The 20000-nt window shown below is 44.3% G+C and carries 13 protein-coding genes, 2 tRNA genes and 2 rRNA genes (1 of these 17 running past the window's edge); 16 read left to right on the forward strand and 1 reads right to left on the reverse strand.

Translation table 11 applies throughout. From position 1 onward, the window contains the following. The 7 genes from dnaA to ACAW68_00035 all read left to right on the forward strand — a co-directional run bounded on the left by dnaA (position 1) and on the right by ACAW68_00035 (position 10202). The gene (dnaA, locus tag ACAW68_00005) at positions 1–1407 is read left to right on the forward strand and encodes a chromosomal replication initiator protein DnaA (protein XGA16012.1); all 1407 of its coding nucleotides are present in this window, start codon (positions 1–3) and stop codon (positions 1405–1407) included. Between the two features lie 213 nt (positions 1408–1620). After that, positions 1621–2751, forward strand: coding sequence for a DNA polymerase III subunit beta (gene dnaN / locus ACAW68_00010; protein ID XGA16013.1), 1131 nt, complete (start codon positions 1621–1623; stop codon positions 2749–2751). Between the two features lie 197 nt (positions 2752–2948). Beyond that, positions 2949–3182: a S4 domain-containing protein YaaA gene (gene yaaA / locus ACAW68_00015; protein ID XGA17034.1), complete on the forward strand. Its 234-nt coding sequence runs from the start codon at positions 2949–2951 to the stop codon at positions 3180–3182. After that, on the forward strand, positions 3182–4327 hold the full coding sequence (gene recF, locus ACAW68_00020; protein XGA16014.1) for a DNA replication/repair protein RecF: 1146 nt from the start codon (positions 3182–3184) through the stop codon (positions 4325–4327). Before yaaA ends, recF begins: the two co-directional genes overlap by 1 nt. Before the next feature lie 20 nt (positions 4328–4347). After that, entirely contained in the window at positions 4348–6294 is a 1947-nt protein-coding gene (gene gyrB, locus ACAW68_00025) for a DNA topoisomerase (ATP-hydrolyzing) subunit B (GenBank protein XGA16015.1), read from the forward strand. 43 nt (positions 6295–6337) lie between these two features. After that, positions 6338–8935: a DNA gyrase subunit A gene (gyrA, locus tag ACAW68_00030; GenBank protein XGA16016.1), complete on the forward strand. Its 2598-nt coding sequence runs from the start codon at positions 6338–6340 to the stop codon at positions 8933–8935. Positions 8936–9230: 295 nt separating this feature from the next. Beyond that, positions 9231–10202, forward strand: a complete 972-nt coding sequence (locus ACAW68_00035; GenBank protein XGA16017.1) for an XRE family transcriptional regulator — start codon at positions 9231–9233, stop codon at positions 10200–10202. Positions 10203–10257: 55 nt separating this feature from the next. On the opposite strand, the gene ACAW68_00040 is transcribed toward ACAW68_00035, so the two are convergent. Beyond that, a complete protein-coding gene (locus ACAW68_00040; protein XGA16018.1) occupies positions 10258–10704 on the reverse strand; it encodes a GNAT family N-acetyltransferase in 447 nt (148 codons plus the stop codon). Between the two features lie 179 nt (positions 10705–10883). Here ACAW68_00040 and ACAW68_00045 point away from each other — a divergent pair, with 179 nt between their 5' ends. The 9 genes from ACAW68_00045 to ACAW68_00085 form a co-directional block, all read left to right on the forward strand. Next, a complete protein-coding gene (locus ACAW68_00045; protein ID XGA16019.1) occupies positions 10884–13055 on the forward strand; it encodes an LTA synthase family protein in 2172 nt (723 codons plus the stop codon). 137 nt (positions 13056–13192) lie between these two features. After that, complete coding sequence (locus tag ACAW68_00050; GenBank protein ID XGA16020.1) at positions 13193–13645, forward strand: MerR family transcriptional regulator; 453 nt, start codon at positions 13193–13195, stop codon at positions 13643–13645. Positions 13646–13745: 100 nt separating this feature from the next. Continuing rightward, on the forward strand, positions 13746–15002 hold the full coding sequence (locus ACAW68_00055; GenBank protein XGA16021.1) for a hydroxymethylglutaryl-CoA reductase, degradative: 1257 nt from the start codon (positions 13746–13748) through the stop codon (positions 15000–15002). Positions 15003–15022: 20 nt separating this feature from the next. Further along, positions 15023–15982 (forward strand): IpaB/EvcA family protein, encoded by a 960-nt coding sequence (locus ACAW68_00060; protein ID XGA16022.1) that lies wholly within the window; start codon positions 15023–15025, stop codon positions 15980–15982. Between the two features lie 25 nt (positions 15983–16007). Continuing rightward, positions 16008–16712: an NAD-dependent protein deacylase gene (locus tag ACAW68_00065; protein ID XGA16023.1), complete on the forward strand. Its 705-nt coding sequence runs from the start codon at positions 16008–16010 to the stop codon at positions 16710–16712. A gap of 394 nt (positions 16713–17106) precedes the next feature. After that, positions 17107–18683 (forward strand): 16S ribosomal RNA (locus ACAW68_00070). 90 nt (positions 18684–18773) lie between these two features. After that, positions 18774–18847 (forward strand) — tRNA-Ile (locus ACAW68_00075). A gap of 6 nt (positions 18848–18853) precedes the next feature. Beyond that, positions 18854–18926: transfer RNA gene (locus ACAW68_00080), tRNA-Ala, on the forward strand. Positions 18927–19129: 203 nt separating this feature from the next. Then, positions 19130–20000, forward strand: a 23S ribosomal RNA gene (locus ACAW68_00085) (it continues 2045 nt past the right edge of the window). Together the 16S and 23S rRNA genes with 2 tRNA genes alongside form the textbook arrangement of a ribosomal RNA operon.

Consider the following 20000-nt stretch of genomic DNA (forward strand, 5'->3'; position numbering starts at 1 on the left):
ATGGATCCTGTCCAACTTTGGAACGCCATTAAAGAAGAACTGCGTGCTACAATCGCACAAACTTTTTCCTATGCTAACTACGTTGAAACCTTAACGCCGGTTGCAGTAGTGGAAAACGAGAACAACACGCTGACTTTACAACTTGCAACGAATCACAAGCAGGTTGCTGAAGAATGGCAAGATACCAACAGTTCTTATAATCAAGCATTCATTCAAGCAGCAATGATTGCGACTAACAAATTGAATGGCACACCAACATTTGTCATTCCATCTGTTACGTTCCTAAAGCCACAACCAACCTCATTATTTGAGGAAACACCAACTGCGCCAGCTGCTGCACCGCAATCTAATGTTGAGATCTCAGCATCTGACTTCGTTACACAATCTATTTTGAATCCTGAATTCCGATTCGAAACGTTTGTGTCTTCAGACGAGAACGGTGAAGCCTACGCTGTTGCGCAAGCCGTGGCCGACAATCCTGGTACACAATGGAATCCACTTCTTATATATGGAGGAGTAGGTTTGGGGAAGACCCACTTGATGCAAGCCATTGGTAATAAAGTTTTGGAGCGCAATCCAAGTGCCAAGGTAAAGTTCATCACAACTGAGGACTTTATCAATGACTTCACGGATGCGTTGCGTCGTGGTGCGAATGCAACTGAAGCATTCAAACAAGAATACCGTTCAGCTGATCTTCTATTAGTAGACGATATTCAATTCTTAGCTGATAAGGACAAGATTCAGGAAGAGTTCTTCCACACGTTTAATGCGATTACGCGTGAGAATCACCAAATTGTTCTAACATCTGATAAGTTGCCTAAGGAAATTCCTGGTCTTGAGATGCGTTTGGTTACACGCTTTGCTCAAGGTTATTCAGCAAACATTACGAAGCCTGATTTGCCAACCCGTGTTGCGATCCTTCGTAATAAGGCTGAACAAGAAAACCTCAACATTCCAAATGATGTGATTGATGAAATCGCAGCGGCCGTTGATACGAATGTCCGTGATTTGGAAGGTGTTTTCAATCAAGTTGCTGGTAAGTTGCGCTTCGCAACAGCACCCGTCACGGTTGAAACGGCGCGTGATATTTTGGAGACCATGAACTTCAAGCGTCAACGCGCGATTACGATTCCAATCATTCAAGAAACAGTGGCTAAGTTCTTTAATGTCACGGTTCAAGACTTGAATGGTAAGAAGCGTAATAAGGAAATTGTGGTGCCGCGTCAAATCGCGATGTACATTGCACGTGAATTGACCCAAGACTCATTGCCACAAATTGGCCGTGCTTTTGGTGGTAAAGATCACACGACAGTTATGCACTCAACTGAAAAAATTGAGAATGCAATTGAAAATGATGCCGTGTTGGCTGGCCAAGTTCAACAAATTCGTGAAGAATTGAGCAATTAACATCAATACCTATTGTGAATAATTCACGAAGTGTCGAAAAGTTTTCCACAGGTTTGTATACATAGACCAATCCTTGGTGTAATGGTCTAGTTTGACCTTTTCCACAGTATGCACACCCCTTATTATTATTATTATCTTTTTGTTTATAAATAAATCAGTCATTAAGGCGACGCATGCGCAGCATGCCGAGCAAAAAAGCTTGAGGAGATTATCATGCAATTTACAATTAATCGAGCTGTTTTCATCAAGGCTATGAATAACGTTAGCCGTGCTATTTCATCTCGTACATCAATGCCAATCCTAACGGGTGTTAAGTTGGTTCTCGATAACAACGGTTTGACGTTGACTGGATCAGATACGGATATCTCAATTGAAACTTTGATTCCAGTTACAGATGATCAAGCATCACTAACAATCCAAGAACCAGGTGCATTGGTTTTGCCAGCTGCCTTCTTCTCAAATATCGTTAAGCGTTTGCCAGGTGAGACATTTACGTTGTCAAACACAACTGGATTCCAAGCAAAGATTACGTCAGAGAATTCAGAGTTTGATATTAATGGTCAAGATGCGAATAACTACCCACACTTGCCGGAAATTGAAGTTCGCAACAATTTGACTTTGCCATCAGAAACGTTGAACGAAGTTATTGGGCAAACAGTTATCGCTGTATCAAAGCAACTAAGCCAACCAATCTTGACTGGTGTGCACTTTATTTTGGCAGGCGGAAATTTGACGGCTGTTGCAACTGATCGTCACCGTTTGGCACAACGTACTGTCGCTTTGAACGAATCAGATGTTGATGCTGATATCATCGTGCCAGGTCCTTCATTGAACCAATTGCAAGCAATGCTTGATGAAGTAGAAACGGTTGATGTCCGCGTGGCTGAAAACCAAGTTATTTTCCAATTGGGAGCTAACACAACGTTCTACTCACGTTTGTTGGAAGGTAACTACCCAGATGCTTCACGGTTGATTCCAACTGAGAAGCGTACGACTTTGACGATCAACGCACGTGACTTGTTGCAAACAATCGAACGTGCCGCTTTGTTGAGTCACGAAGGTCGCTCAAACGTCATCCAATTTACGGTTAGTGATGAGAAGTCATTGATTTCTTCTAACTCACCTGAAGTTGGTCGCGTTGAAGAGCAAATCTTTGCTGCCGAAACTGCCGGTGATGAATTGACGATTTCATTCAACCCTGACTACATGCGCGAAGCATTGAAGTCATTTGGGGATGAACAAATTCAAATTGGCTTTAAGACAGCCTTGGATCCATTTACATTGGTTCCAACTAACAATGAAACAAACTTCATTCAACTAATTACGCCAGTTCGTACTTACTAAAATGATTTAAAAAGCCGAAAATCGCCGTTTAACGAAAAAACAGCGATTTTCGGCTTTTTTGTTTGATTTTATCTTCAACCGCTCAGACGCCCTCTGAAGCCGGAATTACATTGAATAATGCTAGAAAATAGCGTATAATAGATTTACTTATGGAGACATTTCTCAGCTGAATTTTTTCAGCAGAAAGGACAATGCAATTGGCTACTGAAGTGCATATTCAAACGCCCTTTATTACACTAGGGCAACTATTGAAGGAAGAAAGCATTATCTCAACGGGTGGACAAGCTAAGTGGTACCTACGTGAGAACACGGTGCTTGTTAATCAAGAGCCTGATGATCGTCGCGGTCGCAAGTTGTACCCTGGCGATATCGTGGCGGTGCCATCTGGTGAGCGCTTTGTGATTAACGGGATGGGTGCTGAAGCAGACTAATGGAACTGCTTGAGCTAAAACTGAATAATTTCCGGAATTATCAAGATTTAGAGGTGACATTTTCGCCTGGTGTAAATGTATTCCTGGGACCAAATGCGCAAGGTAAGACAAACTTACTTGAAGCAATTTATGTTTTAGCTTTGGCACGTTCGCACCGAACAACTTCTGATAAAGAGTTGATTGGTTGGGAAGGCAAAGAAGCAATGGTTTCCGGAGTTGTACAACGTCAGTACGGAAAAGTGCCGCTTTCATTAGCTTTCACTAGTAAAGGTAAGAAAGCGCGCATGAATCACTTGGATCAAGCCAAGCTAGGTACTTATATTGGTCAATTAAATGTTATTTTATTCGCGCCAGAAGATTTGGCGTTGGTAAAAGGTGCACCCACTGTGCGACGCAATTTTATTGACCGAGAATTCAGTCAAATGAGTCCAAAGTACCTATATATTGCCAATCAATACAAAGTTGTGTTGAAACAACGCAATCAGTATTTGAAGCAATTGCAATCCAAGCAGGCCAAAGATGTCTTGTATCTGGAAGTTTTAACAGAGCAATTAACTAATTTTGCTAGCGAACTAATCATGCGTCGCCAAGCGCTCATTAAAGAGCTTGGTAAAGCTGCTGCGCCAATTCACGCAGATATCACACAGGGTGGCGAAACACTTTCGATTGCTTATGTGTCACAACTATCTGAAGAAGAGTTGGTTGACGAACAAACGGTTAAGTCAGCTATGATGAAGCGTTTTGAGCGGTTACAATCACGCGAAATCATGATGGGAACCACAATGTTAGGGCCACACCGTGATGATTTACGTTTCGACGTAAATGGTCATGACGTGGCGACGTTTGGTTCACAAGGACAGCAACGCACAACCGCGTTGGCAGTTAAGTTGGCTGAAATTGATTTGATGAAGCAAGAAACCGGTGAATATCCGATTTTGTTGCTTGATGATGTGCTATCAGAATTAGACACAAATCGCCAAACACATTTGTTGACGGCGATGCAAAATAAGGTGCAAACCTTTATTACGACGCCGTCACTAAGCGATGTGGCCCGTCAACTAATTAATGAACCAAAGGTCTTTAATGTGCGAGCCGGGCAACTGGTTGAAACAAATGGTTTAGGGGAAGAAGCTAGTGCAGACTAGTGGTATTTAAGGAGGAACTCATGGCTGAAGAAGATGTAACACAAATGCATACTGACGCAGATGATTACGATGCTAGTCAAATCCAGGTTTTGGAAGGATTGGAAGCCGTTCGTAAGCGTCCAGGTATGTATATTGGAACGACGACGAGTCAAGGATTGCACCACTTGGTGTGGGAAATTGTCGACAACGGAATTGATGAAGCGCTAGCAGGTTTTGCTGATCACATTACGGTGGCAATTGAAAAGGACAACTCAATTACGGTTACTGACAACGGTCGTGGAATCCCCGTTGATATCCAAGAGAAGACAGGTAAGCCTGCTTTGGAAACTGTCTTTACTGTCTTGCACGCCGGTGGAAAGTTCGGCGGTGGCGGATACAAGGTTTCTGGTGGATTGCACGGTGTTGGTGCGTCTGTTGTTAACGCTTTGTCTACTGAATTGGACGTTATGGTTGTCCGTGATGGTCAAGGTTACGCAATGGACTTCGAACGTGGACACGTTAAGACAACGATGCACAGTGCACCAGTTGATAACGCACCTGTTTCACGTGGAACAATTGTGCACTTCTTGCCAGATCCAGATATCTTCCGTGAGACGACGACATACGATTACAAGATTTTGATGAATCGTGTCCGCGAATTGGCCTTTTTGAACAAGGGACTACGTATTTCAATCACTGACAACCGTGCGGATGAACCTGAAACAGAGTCATTCCACTACGAAGGTGGTATTAAGGAATACGTTCGTTTCTTGAACGTGAACAAGGACGTCATTTTTGATGATCCAATTTATGTTGAGGGAATGGAAAATGGCATTGAAGTTGAAGTATCACTTCAATACACGGACGATTACCACAGCAACATGTTGTCATTTACGAACAACATCCACACGTACGAAGGTGGAACTCACGAAACTGGATTTAAGGCTGCTTTGACGCGTGTAATTAATGATTACGCACGTAAGAACGGTCAATTGAAGGAAAACGATGATGCTCTTTCTGGGGATGACGTTCGTGAAGGTTTGACGGCAATTGTGTCAGTTAAGCACCCTAACCCTCAATTTGAGGGACAAACGAAGACGAAGTTGGGTAACTCAGATGCGCGTACGGCCGTTGACCGTATGTTCTCAGAGACATTCAACCGCTTCATGATGGAAAACCCAGCGGTTGCTAAGCAAATTGTTGAAAAGGGTATCTTGGCTGGTAAGGCTCGTATGGCTGCCAAGCGTGCGCGTGAAGCAACGCGTAAGAAGTCAGGTTTGGAAATTGCTAATTTGCCAGGTAAGTTGGCTGACAACACGTCAAAGGATCCTGAGATTTCTGAATTGTTCATCGTTGAGGGAGACTCAGCCGGTGGTTCAGCAAAGCAAGGTCGTGAGCGTTTGACGCAAGCTATTTTGCCAATCCGTGGAAAGATTTTGAACGTTGAAAAGGCTTCATTGGACAAGATTTTGGCCAACGAAGAGATCCGTTCACTATTTACGGCCATGGGAACTGGTTTTGGTAACGAATTTGATGTCACAAAGGCTAAGTACCACAAGTTGATTATCATGACCGACGCCGATGTCGACGGTGCGCACATTCGTACGTTGCTATTGACGTTGATCTATCGTTACATGCGTCCATTGTTGGATGCTGGATACATCTACATTGCGCAACCACCTCTATATCAAGTACGCCAAGGTAAGTTTGTTCAATACTTGGATTCTGATGAAGAGTTGGAAGCATTGTTGCCAACGTTGCCTGCGTCACCTAAGCCTGTTATCCAACGATACAAGGGACTTGGTGAAATGGACGCTGAGCAATTGTGGGAAACAACGATGGACCCGTCAGTTCGTCGTTTGTTGCGTGTTGAAATGGATGATGCCGTTGATGCTGACCAAGTATTCTCAATGTTGATGGGAGACAAGGTTGAGCCACGACGTGAGTTTATTGAAGAGAACGCACAATACGCTGAATTGGACGTTTAATGTTGTGTTAGCCACAGCATTGAACAACTAGAAAGGAACAAAAATGGCTGAAGAAGAACAAAATAACAGCCGCATTAAGCCCGCCAAGCTTGGCGAGCAAATGCGAACGTCATTCTTGGACTACGCGATGTCAGTTATCGTGGCTCGTGCTTTGCCTGACGTCCGTGATGGATTGAAGCCGGTTCACCGTCGTATCTTGTACGGAATGAACGAATTGGGTGTGACGCCTGATAAGCAACACAAGAAGTCTGCCCGTATCGTCGGTGACGTTATGGGTAAGTATCACCCCCACGGTGACTCTGCTATTTACGAATCAATGGTTCGTATGGCACAAGATTTTAGTTACCGTTACATGCTAGTTGATGGTCACGGAAACTTCGGTTCTGTCGATGGTGACCCAGCTGCCGCCATGCGTTACACCGAAGCACGTTTGAGCAAGATTGCGACAGAAATGCTTCGTGATATCAACAAGGATACGATTGATTTTGCTGATAACTACGATGGTACGGATCGTGAGCCGGTTGTATTGCCAGCTCGTTTCCCTAACTTGCTAGTTAACGGTGCAAATGGAATCGCCGTTGGTATGGCAACAAACATTCCGCCTCACAATTTGGGTGAAGTGATTTCTGCTATCCACATGTTGATGAATAACCCTGATGTGACAACCGCTGAGTTGATGGAAGCCGTCCCAGGACCTGACTTCCCAACTGGTGCGATTGTGATGGGAAAGTCTGGTATTCGTAAGGCGTACGAGACTGGTAAGGGTGTCGTAACGGTTCGTGCGAAGGTTGAAATCGAAACAGAAAAGTCTGGTAAGGAACGCATCATCGTGACTGAGTTGCCATACATGGTTAACAAGGCAAAGTTGATTGAGCGAATTGCTGAACTTGGACGTGAGAAGCGCATCGAAGGAATCACTGCTGTTAACGATGAATCTGACCAAACAGGTTACCGTATTGCAATCGATATCCGTCGTGACGTTTCAGCCTCAGTTGTTTTGAACAACTTGTACAAGAACACGTTGATGCAAACTGGTTTCAGCTTTAACATGCTGGCCGTTCAAGATGGTCGTCCAAAGTTGTTGGGCTTGAAGGCAATGTTGGTTGCTTATCTTGAGCACCAACAAATCGTGGTTCGTCGTCGTACGGAATTCGAATTGCGTAAGGCTGAAGCACGTGCGCACATCTTGGAAGGTTTGCGTATTGCGTTGGATCACATCGATGCCATTATCAGCATTATTCGTGGTTCAGAGACGTCAGAAATCGCGAAGAATCGTTTGATGTCTGATTACTCATTGTCAGATAAGCAAGCGCAAGCCATCTTGGACATGCGTTTGGTCCGTTTGACAGGTTTGGAACGTGGCAAGATTGAAGAAGAGTATCAAGGCTTGATGACAGCAATTGCTGACTACAAGGATATCTTGGCTAAGCCTGAGCGAATCGACGAAATCATTTACACTGAGTTGCTTGAAATTCAAGAAAAGTACGGTGATGAGCGTCGTACGGAATTGCAAATCGGTGACGTGACAAGCATTGAAGATGAAGATTTGATTGAAGAAGAAGACATTATCGTGTCATTGACGAGTGGTGGTTACATCAAGCGTATGGCACAAACTGAATTCCGTGCCCAAAACCGTGGTGGTCGTGGTGTCCAAGGAATGGGTGTTAATGATGATGACTTTATCGATCAATTGATTGGTACATCAACGCACGATACGTTGTTGTTCTTCACGAACGCCGGTAAGGTCTACAAGATGAAGGGATACGAAATCCCTGAGTACGGTCGTTCAGCTAAGGGTATTCCAGTTGTTAACTTGCTTGGAATCGAAGCGGGCGAGAGTGTTCAAACAGTCATCAACGTGCGTGGGGATGCTGCTGAAAGCAAGGATTACTTGTTCTTCACGACGCGTCTTGGACGTGTTAAGAAGACACCAGTATCTGACTTCGGTAACATTCGTGCCCACGGTTTGAAGGCGATTACGTTGAATGACGATGATGAATTGATTAACGTTATGATTACTGATGGTACTGAGAACTTGTTGATTGGTACGCATGGTGGTTATGCTGTTTCATTCAATGCGGAAGCCGTTCGTTCAATGGGACGTTCAGCTGCCGGTGTCCGTGGTATTACATTGCGTGACGATGACTTTGTTATCGGTGCTGAAGTCTTGAAGGACGAAGGCCACGTTTTGGTTATCACTGAAAAGGGATACGGAAAGCAAACGCCAGTCTCAGAATACCCAATCAAGGGTCGTGGTGGTAAGGGTATCAAGACAGCCCAAATCACTGAAAAGAACGGACCTTTGGCAGGTTTGGCGGTTGTTGACGGATCAGAAGACATCATGTTGACGACTAACAAGGGTGTCATGATTCGATTCACGGTTGATTCAGTTTCTGAAACTGGTCGTGCAACCCAAGGTGTGCGCGTAATCCGTTTGGATGATGACGCTGTGGTAGCAACCTTTGCTAAGGTTGAACACGAAGATGAGTCAGAAGAGGTGACGCAAGATGGTGCAGCAACTGCACCGGTTGCTGACCAAGCTGGCACTGATTTGCCTGATGCACCAGCAGCTGGTGAACAACCAGCTGAAGTAGCCGAGCTACTTGCACGTGCTGAAGACGATTCAGATTCACAAGAGTAAAAATAAAGAGACATCATACAACGTCATGTGTGATGTCTCTTTTTGTATATATGCATGTGTCTACTATTTAGGAATTGTTATTTTTGATTTATAGTTATCGGCTATTATTTAGAAGATTTATATAATAAAATAGTAATTATTAATAATGAAATTGTATGATGTTGACGTGTAGTTACAATTCGAATGTATCATCTGCGGGACAAAGAAGTTTGCATAATATCACACCTACATTATGTATAGGAGTATACTTATGGGTGGTTATATGAGAAAAGTTAACGATAAGTAAGAGGTTTATATGGGTAAGAATCGAGTGCCGGTGGATGCAATTCGTGACGCGATGATTTATTTCATCAAGGAACGAAACATTTCAGTTCCGGTTGTTTTGAAGACGGTTGATATTTCACGCTCACGTTTGTACGACTACTTGCAAGGTAATGGAAAAGTCAGTGCAACAACGTTGGTGAATTTGTTGATGACGATTGGTGTGTCATTTGATGAATTGATGCTCCACATCTATATGAATAATCCTGAATTGTTGGATCCAGCAATTAAGGAACTTGGTTTGGACGCACACTCTGTTACGATGACACCAACGGAAGACACGGTTTATCGTACGCTTTCAATGTATGACGAAACACGTGACGTACGTTTGTTGGTTAACTTAGTACGTGCGATCAACTCACAAGTGGTTGATGAAGTTGAAAAGTATCGCTTGATTGAAATGGTTCGTCCAACAATCGTTAAGTTGCTCTCATCACGTGAGTTCTATACGGCAAATGATATGTTGATGTTTGCAAACATCATTCGCCACGAACCATACAACGCAGCAAAGCTTGTCGTAAAGCAAATGTCTGATCAAGCACGTCGTATGGCTAGTCTTGAAGGATATGGTTTGATGGAGTTGGATAACTTCTCTTCAGCTGAAGTCCGCAACGTGGCTTTGCTACACTTCCAATTGTTGATTATGGCATTGGAAAATAAGGATGATGAAACGGTGCGCAACACATTGATGTTTGTGCGCGAATACCGCTTGCCAGCTTTGAGTACATACTTTGGCTTCGTTAAGAAGATGGCGCAAGTTGTTGAATTGTCATTGGCTGATGACGATGAAGCTGCTGAGGCGTTGTGGAATCAAGCAACTGAATCAGCAAAGTTCTTGGTTGATGAACGCTTCTGGCCAATCTATTCATTCATTGCCCGTCGCTCATACAGCGAATTTTCAATTCCTGTGTTGTCATACCGTCAACACATCAATGAAGGTAAATAATTAGATATGAAAAAGCACCGCAACGATTAATTTCGTTGCGGTGCTTTTGTCTGCTTTATGAAAGTTTTAGAACCATGTTGCGGTGCTCAATGCCAGCATCTAGGAAAATATCGCCTTCAGCCTCGAAACCGAGCTTTTCGTAGAAACCAAGCGCTGAAACCTGGGCACCCAAATCAAGGGTGTGAACACCAGCTTCTTTGGCATCCGCGATAATTTCTTGCATAATTATCGCAGCGTAACCGTGACCGCGGGCATCAGATAGGGTCGCGACACGTTGAATGTGCCAGTTAGAACCATCTTGGTTCACTAAGACACGTGCTGTGGTTACTGCGTGACTTTCGGTAAAGCCGACGTAGTGGGTTGTAGAATCATCTAAGTCGTCAATCTCTAGTTCGAGCGGTACACCTTGCTCGCCGACGAAAACGGTTTGACGGATAGCAAGCGCTTCGCGGCTAAGTGCACCAGCACCGTATTCTTTACTTACAATGAGTTCATTTGACATGGACTGATCACCTCTGGGTAAATTCGTGCAACAATACTCAAACTATTTTAGCGCAAATTACGTTAAACAGAAGACTATAAGGTATGAACTTAAAAATTACGCTATAATAGGGCAGATACAGTCTAAATTTGGCTGATTGAAACTTAAAATCTAACGATAAAAAGAAAAGAGTGAAGTATATGAGGCATTATGGCCGTTTCAGCTGGTTAAATACCCGCTTGGGGTTTGTATTGCTGCTGGTGGCATTGGTCTGGGCTAAAACACAGTTAGCCAATATCATGGATTTCCACTTGTATTCGGGAGCATCGCCGGTTCAATACGTGACGATGTTACTAAATCCGTTAACCGTATCAACATTGTTGATTGGGCTAGCGTTTTACTTCCGATCAGCAAAACTATTTTATCCAGTTGCAACGATTTTATATGTAGTCAACGTGCTGATGATTCAGTTGAACGTGATTTACTATCGTGAGTTCACGGACTTTATGTCGGTGGCGACGATGTTGGGTTACAACAAGGTTAACCAAGGATTGGGTGCGTCAGGATTTGCGTTAACGAATATCCATGATATTTTCTTCTGGATTGATGTGCCGATTATTATTGGGTTGTTCATCTTTAAAAAGATGCGCATTCAAAAAGAAGGCACGACGAAGTTCATGAGCTTTGCGATGACAACCTTTTCAATTTTCGCCTTCATGGTGACGTTGACACTTGGTGAAGCTGATCGTCCACAATTGATTACGCGTCAATTCGACAGCAGCATGATGGTTAAGTATCTTGGTATTGATGCTTATACCGCATTTGATGCGATTAAGACACACGGTGTTTCCGAAATGCGTAAGTCAGCTAAGAAGTCTGATATTGATAATGTGCTGAGTTACGTAAAGGGCCACTTTGCAGATTCAAATCCACAGTATGCTGGTATTGCAAAGGGCAAGAACGTGTTTGTCATTCACTTGGAGTCATTCCAACAATTCTCATTGAATCTAAAAATCAATGGGCAGGAAGTGACGCCAAACTTGAACGCGATTTATAATTCAAATTCAACGATTGCGTTTGATAATTTCTTTAACCAAGTTGGTCAAGGAAAGACATCAGATGCGGAAAACATGTTGGAGACCTCAACATTTGGTTTGCCACAAGGATCATTGTTTGCAACGCAAGGAAATGACCAAACGTTCCAAGCGATGCCAGCTATCCTCCGTCAAACGCAGGGTTACTCATCAGCGGTATTCCACGGTAACAATGCTAGTTTCTGGAATCGTAGTAATGTTTATAAGAACATGGGTTACCAATACTTCTTTGATGCTAGTTACTATGACACGTCTGGTGATAAGGCGATGGGTTATGGTTTGAAGGATAAGTTGTTGTTCTATGATTCAATTCCATACTTGGAGCACATGCAACAACCGTTCTACGCTAAGTACATTACGGTGACGAACCACTTCCCATACAGTCTTGACGAACAAGATAAGGATCCGAACTTCGTGACAACGACAACCGATTCTGATGTGGTCAATGGTTACTTTGAAACGAACCACTATCTTGACCAATCAATCGGTGAGTTCTATGACTACTTGAAGAAGTCAGGGTTATACGACAAGTCAATTATTGTTTTGTACGGTGATCACTACGGTATCTCAAACTCTGAAAACAAGTCATTGGCGTCTGTGCTAGGTAAGAGCGCTGATAATTGGACTGATTTTGATAATACACAAATGCAACGTGTGCCATTCATGATTAATATTCCAGGATACACAGGCGGTGGGGTTAACCACACATACGGTGGTGAAATTGACGTCATGCCAACGTTGCTACACTTGTTGGGTGTTGATACTAAGAATGATGTCCAACTTGGACAAGATTTGTTGAGTACAAAGCGTGATCAAGTCGTTGCTTTCCGTGATAAGGACTTTATCACGCCAAAGTACACGGTGATTGGTGACACGATTTATGACAATTCGACGGGATTAGTTATTAGTAAGCCTTCAAAGCAAGTTCAAAAGGAAGTTGCAGCGGCGCGCAAGAAGGTTAATAAGCAGTTGTCGATTTCTGACGACATTAACCAGAAAGACTTGCTGCGTTTCTACACACCAAAGGGATTCTCTAAGGTAGATGCTTCTAAGTACAACTATGCAAATGGTTTGGGAAAGCTTGAAAACCTCGAAAACCAAAAGGGTGTTGGCTCAACTAGTCTTTGGACAGAAAATGATAATAAGACGACGCAGTCACTCTATTCGACGGATGCGCCCGAAAAGGATGAGCCTAGGTCAGATACGTCTCGTATCAAGCAGGTTAATCCGGACGGTGGCGATTCGACCGATGGTGGGGATGACACGCCGAACCCATAATTGAATAGTTAAAGCGTATCGGACATCCAGTTAATTACTGGGTGTCTTTTTTTGCGAGTAAACTGGCCTACGCGCCTTGACATTTATGTTAAATAACCTGACAATAATAAACGGCAAAATGAGAGGAGGACGAGACGATGACATTTGTATCAAAGCAACAATTTCATAAGAACTTTTTGAAGTCTGAAGTGTTCCAGTTTCGCATTGGTGAGTTGGCAACGATGACAGGTGTTTCGACTCGTCAACTTCGTTATTGGGAGAGCAAGGGCATCATCTCGTCACTTAGTCGTGATGGGGAGCAAGATGCGCGTGTTTATAACTACAAAACATATGTCGCCGTGGCCACAATCAAGAATTTCTTGGATGAAGGTTACACGTTGAAGGCTGCCGTAAAGAAGAAGGAAGAGCTTGAGCAATCATGGAAGGTTTTGCATGATGTTATGAGTCGGGCTGTGCAAGGAACTGCTGAAATTGATGGTATTCCGGCAGTTGATTTGGGATTCTTCGATGCGGAACAAACCCAACGCTTGTTTGCGACGGTAGATGATCAAAACGTGGTGAAGTACCGCGTACAAACGATTGAAGAATAATGGAAACGGTTTTGGTGACGACGCCAAAACCGTTTTTTACTTTAAACAAGGAAAATAACTGTTAAACTATAAGAGATATTAGAAAAGGAACGTTTAGATAATGGCGGATTGGCACGGCTTTTATAAGTTGTATTGGCGAGAACGACTAGACAAAACGATTGAAAATAAGCAATTGACTGCTGAGCAAGTGGCGTTAATTGAAGCGCAATACGATGCAGTTGGTGAACAACAGGTTGAAAATTATCTTTATAACTTTGGGGTTCCGACCGGCTTGCTACCAGATTTGCCAGTTGATGGCCGATTGGTAACGGTGCCAATGAGTACTGAGGAACCAAGTGTCATTGCGGCTGCAAGTAATGGTGCCCGCATGATGCGTGCTGGTGAAGGCGTTAAAACGACGATTCAAAGTCGCTTGCTACGCGGTCAGGTTATTTTGACGGATGTGGCAAACGTGGATGCGTTGCAAGAATATGTGGCAAACCACAACCAAGCCTTGTTGCAAGCAGCTAATGATGCGCACCCTTCGATGGCTAAGCGTGGTGGTGGTGCTAAGGCGCTGACTGTAGAAGTTTTAGATGATCAAACAGCTATTGTGAATGTGCTGGTTGATCCTAAGGCGGCCATGGGGGCGAATGTTGTTAATACGATGTCTGAGGCTGTTGCCAACGAATTGACGATTGCTGGTTATCAGGTGTTGATGGCGATTTTGTCAAACTACGCGACGGAGGCTTTGGTTAAGGCTCGAGTGGCCGTGCCAGTAGAGGCATTGGCAACAAAGCAGGGGATGGCTGGAGCGGAAGTTGCCCGTAGAATCGCAGCTGCAAGCCATATTGAACAGTTGTCGACGTACCGTGCAGTAACATCAAATAAAGGATTGCTTAACGGTATTGAAGCGGCTGTATTAGCGAGTGGCAATGACACACGTGCGGTTAATGCTGCATTGCACGCCTATGCAGCCAACGACGGCCAATATCGTGGCCTAACCAGCTGGACAGTGCAAGACGATATGTTGTTGGGTGAAACAACATTGCCATTGATGCTTGGTGTGGTTGGTGGATCAATTGGGATTGTGCCAGCGGTTAAGCTAAATCATGCGTTGATGGATAATCCAACGGTTAATGAACTAACGAGTATTGTTGCCGCAGTTGGCTTGGCCCAAAACTTGTCAGCACTACGCGCGCTTGTTACAACTGGTATCCAAGCTGGACACATGGCCTTGCAAGCTAAGTCATTGGCGTTGCAGGTTGGTGCCACGACCGAAGAAGTGCCAGCACTAACAGCACGTTTACAACAACTCGGCCGATTTAACGAAACGGTTGCCCGTGAAGCGTTGGCGACATTACGTCAAAGTAAATAAAGAATAAGAAAGAGATTATTATGCAATTTTCAGAAGATACAGTTAAGCTCCTAAACCAAGTTAATCAAGTTTACCCAGGTTCAGTGGTCCTACGTGGCTCAGGTGAAGCAACGGGTAAGTTGACGCACGACCAAGTTTCAACAGATATGTTGGGAACACGTTTGATGGTTGAAGTAACGGATGCAACTGCACCTGACTTCTCAGCAACGCAAGAATTGTTGAACATGATGTTGACGTTGAGTGGTTACCCACAAGTTTATTTCCAATTGAAGTCAGAAGACATTAATATGACGGATCAATTGATGGTTATGTCAACGTATCTTTACCAACCAGCCTTGCGTGCCATTACATATAAGGAACAAGCCAAGCACGGATTGGTGACAGCAGCAGTTGTAAAGGCATTTGCAAACGGGGTTATGTCAACGTTGACTCCTGAAGCAAAGAACGATCGTTCAGAAGCAGCACTACGTTTGTTGACGTTGTTGGATGCACGCGTCTTCATGAACGCTGTGCCAACTGACATCGATACGGCTATTTACACTGATAGCTTTGCAGATGCATTCCCAGAGGCATGGGAAGCTGCAGGCCACATTTTTGCAACGATGAAGGTTGATGACATCAAGGATCCATTCACGGTTCACCGTGCAGTAATCGCAGCCTTTAAGGGATTTGATGCGCAAATGATTGCTTGGAACTTGCCTGAATTGAAGGCACTTGAGTTCGCGACGTTGACGCCAGTACTATCAGAACGACAATTGCGTTTGCCATTGGCTCAAGTATTCGACATTAAGCACACAGAGATGACAGACCGTAACACGGAAAAGTCAGCCTATGTTGGTTTGAGCAAGTCAGAAGGTCAAAACAGTTTTGTTATTTCAGCACCAGATGAGAACCAACCTGAGTTCTTTAAGGCGTTGTATCAAACACCAGTCCGTGAAGTACTAGAACAAATCGGACAGCCTTTCGTTGTGCGTCAATAATTAATATAGATCGGAGTGTCATAGCATGAGTGTTAATCCAGAAATTCAAAACTTATTTGATCATGCAAAGCGGATTGTCTTTCTAACGGGTGCTGGTGTTTCAACCGCATCGGGTATCCCAGATTACCGCTCAAAAGGTGGCATCTATGATGATAGTGGCGTAGTTGAACGTCCAGAATATTTATTAAGTACTGATGCGTTGGCTAATGAACCTGAAAAGATGTATCGGTTCATGATGGACAATATGTATTTTCCAGATGCTGAGCCGAATGTGATTCATGACAAAATGGCGGCGCTAACCAAGCAAGGCCGTGCCAATATTATTACGCAAAATGTTGATGGTCTTCATAAGAAGGCAGGGAGTGAAGCGACAATTGAATTTCATGGCTCGCTTTATGATATTTATGCGGTAACTGATGGCAAGAAAGCAACGCTGGCTGAGTACATGACGAATATGCGTCGATCAGACGGTGCATTGTTGCGACCAGGGATTACGTTATATGGTGAAATTCCATTTAATGTGGAAGAAGCAGCCACGTGGGTTAACCAGGCAGACTTAATTGTCATTGTTGGCACTAGCTTTGTGGTTTACCCATTCGCTGGGTTATTACAGTACGCAAAGGCAGGCGTTCCAGTGTTGGCAATTAACTTGGAGCGGATTCCAGCACCGGATTGGGTGCAACAGATTATTGGGGATGCCACGGTGTTCTTTGATGAATTGCACATTTAAAAGCAAGTAAAATCGCAGTCAGAATGGGTTTCTGACTGCGATTTTTATTTTATATGAACAAAGTTTGAAGAAAGTGTTGACGAATCGCATAAACATATGTAATATAGATTAAGTTGTTTCAGGGAAACAGCAAAACATATTTAACTTGAATAGCTAATTGATATTCAAACTTCTTTGAAAGAAGTTGTTGACATTCGCTTGAAAGGTTGTTATGATATATAAGTTGTCTGGTGAGGCAACGACGTAGGTCATTGAAAACTGAATATCGTTTCGATGAAACAAATGTGTAGGGTCATCAAGCTAGTTCTTGATGCAAAAACATTTGCGAAGTCAATTCGCTAGTAAATTCGTTTAACTTCTGTTAAACAACAAAAATTGAGTTATACTCAAACTTCAAATTGAGAGTTTGATCCTGGCTCAGGATGAACGCTGGCGGCGTGCCTAATACATGCAAGTCGAACGCTTTGTGGTTCAACTGATTTGAAGAGCTTGCTCAGATATGACGATGGACATTGCAAAGAGTGGCGAACGGGTGAGTAACACGTGGGAAACCTACCTCTTAGCAGGGGATAACATTTGGAAACAGATGCTAATACCGTATAACAATGACAACCGCATGGTTGTTATTTAAAAGATGGTTCTGCTATCACTAAGAGATGGTCCCGCGGTGCATTAGCTAGTTGGTAAGGTAATGGCTTACCAAGGCGATGATGCATAGCCGAGTTGAGAGACTGATCGGCCACAATGGGACTGAGACACGGCCCATACTCCTACGGGAGGCAGCAGTAGGGAATCTTCCACAATGGGCGAAAGCCTGATGGAGCAACGCCGCGTGTGTGATGAAGGGTTTCGGCTCGTAAAACACTGTTGTAAGAGAAGAATGACATTGAGAGTAACTGTTCAATGTGTGACGGTATCTTACCAGAAAGGAACGGCTAAATACGTGCCAGCAGCCGCGGTAATACGTATGTTCCAAGCGTTATCCGGATTTATTGGGCGTAAAGCGAGCGCAGACGGTTATTTAAGTCTGAAGTGAAAGCCCTCAGCTCAACTGAGGAATTGCTTTGGAAACTGGATGACTTGAGTGCAGTAGAGGAAAGTGGAACTCCATGTGTAGCGGTGAAATGCGTAGATATATGGAAGAACACCAGTGGCGAAGGCGGCTTTCTGGACTGTAACTGACGTTGAGGCTCGAAAGTGTGGGTAGCAAACAGGATTAGATACCCTGGTAGTCCACACCGTAAACGATGAGTGCTAGGTGTTTGAGGGTTTCCGCCCTTAAGTGCCGCAGCTAACGCATTAAGCACTCCGCCTGGGGAGTACGACCGCAAGGTTGAAACTCAAAGGAATTGACGGGGACCCGCACAAGCGGTGGAGCATGTGGTTTAATTCGAAGCAACGCGAAGAACCTTACCAGGTCTTGACATCCCTTGACAACTCCAGAGATGGAGCGTTCCCTTCGGGGACAAGGTGACAGGTGGTGCATGGTTGTCGTCAGCTCGTGTCGTGAGATGTTGGGTTAAGTCCCGCAACGAGCGCAACCCTTATTACTAGTTGCCAGCATTCAGTTGGGCACTCTAGTGAGACTGCCGGTGACAAACCGGAGGAAGGTGGGGATGACGTCAAATCATCATGCCCCTTATGACCTGGGCTACACACGTGCTACAATGGCGTATACAACGAGTTGCCAACCCGCGAGGGTGAGCTAATCTCTTAAAGTACGTCTCAGTTCGGATTGTAGGCTGCAACTCGCCTACATGAAGTCGGAATCGCTAGTAATCGCGGATCAGCACGCCGCGGTGAATACGTTCCCGGGTCTTGTACACACCGCCCGTCACACCATGAGAGTTTGTAACACCCAAAGCCGGTGGGGTAACCTTCGGGAGCCAGCCGTCTAAGGTGGGACAGATGATTAGGGTGAAGTCGTAACAAGGTAGCCGTAGGAGAACCTGCGGCTGGATCACCTCCTTTCTAAGGAAAATCGGAAACCTACACATTCATTGAAACGATATTCAGTTTTGAGTGATTTACACTCAAACAAGACAGAGAGTCGAATCTCATGGGACTGTAGCTCAGCTGGTTAGAGCGCACCCCTGATAAGGGTGAGGTCGGAGGTTCGAGTCCTCTCAGTCCCATATAATGGGGAATTAGCTCAGCTGGGAGAGCACCTGCTTTGCAAGCAGGGGGTCATCGGTTCGATCCCGATATTCTCCATTGAAACCTTCGGGTTTCAATATTAGATCTTTGAAAACTGAATCATAATTGTAAATTTTTAAATTCATTTAATATTGTTAATTCAATATAAATTGAGCCGAAAAAATACACCGCGTAATTTTTTGAGTTTTTTAAATTAGTTTAAAATCGCTTGTGGCCTTTGAGCCACATACTCAAACTTATATCATCAACGTTAGTTGATAGGTTAAGTTATTAAGGGCGCATGGTGGATGCCTTGGCACTAGGAGCCGATGAAGGACGGGACTAACACCGATATGCTTCGGGGAGCTGTAAGTAAGCTTTGATCCGGAGATTTCCGAATGGGGGAACCCAACTTGTTATGCAAGTTATCACCTAATGAATATATAGTTAGGTTGAAGGTAGACGTTGTGAACTGAAACATCTCATTAGCAACAGGAATAGAAAGAAAAATCGATTCCGCCAGTAGCGGCGAGCGAAAACGGAAGAGCCCAAACCAAAGTGCTTGCACTTTGGGGTTGTAGGACTGCCATTGTGGAGTTACAAAATTGTTTATTAGCAGAATCAGCTGGGAAGCTGAGCGAGACAGGGTGATAGCCCCGTATGCGAAAGTAAGCAATCTCCCGTGCAGGATCCTGAGTACGGCCGGACACGTGAAATCCGGTCGGAATCCGCGAGGACCATCTCGCAAGGCTAAATACTCCCTAGTGACCGATAGTGAACCAGTACCGTGAGGGAAAGGTGAAAAGCACCCCGGAAGGGGAGTGAAAAAGTTCCTGAAACCATGTGCCTACAAGAAGTTAGAGCCCGTTAATGGGTGATAGCGTGCCTTTTGTAGAATGAACCGGCGAGTTACGATACCATGCAAGGTTAAGGTGGAAAGACCGGAGCCGTAGCGAAAGCGAGTCTGAAATGGGCGAATTAGTATGTTGTTGTAGACCCGAAACCAGGTGACCTACCCATGTCCAGGGTGAAGGTGCGGTAAAACGCACTGGAGGCCCGAACCCGTGCATGTTGAAAAATGCTGGGATGAGGTGTGGGTAGCGGTGAAATTCCAATCGAACTTGGAGATAGCTGGTTCTCTCCGAAATAGCT

Origin of the sequence: Weissella confusa (assembly GCA_041871065.1) — a bacterium.
In the GTDB taxonomy this organism is placed as follows: domain Bacteria; phylum Bacillota; class Bacilli; order Lactobacillales; family Lactobacillaceae; genus Weissella; species Weissella confusa_A.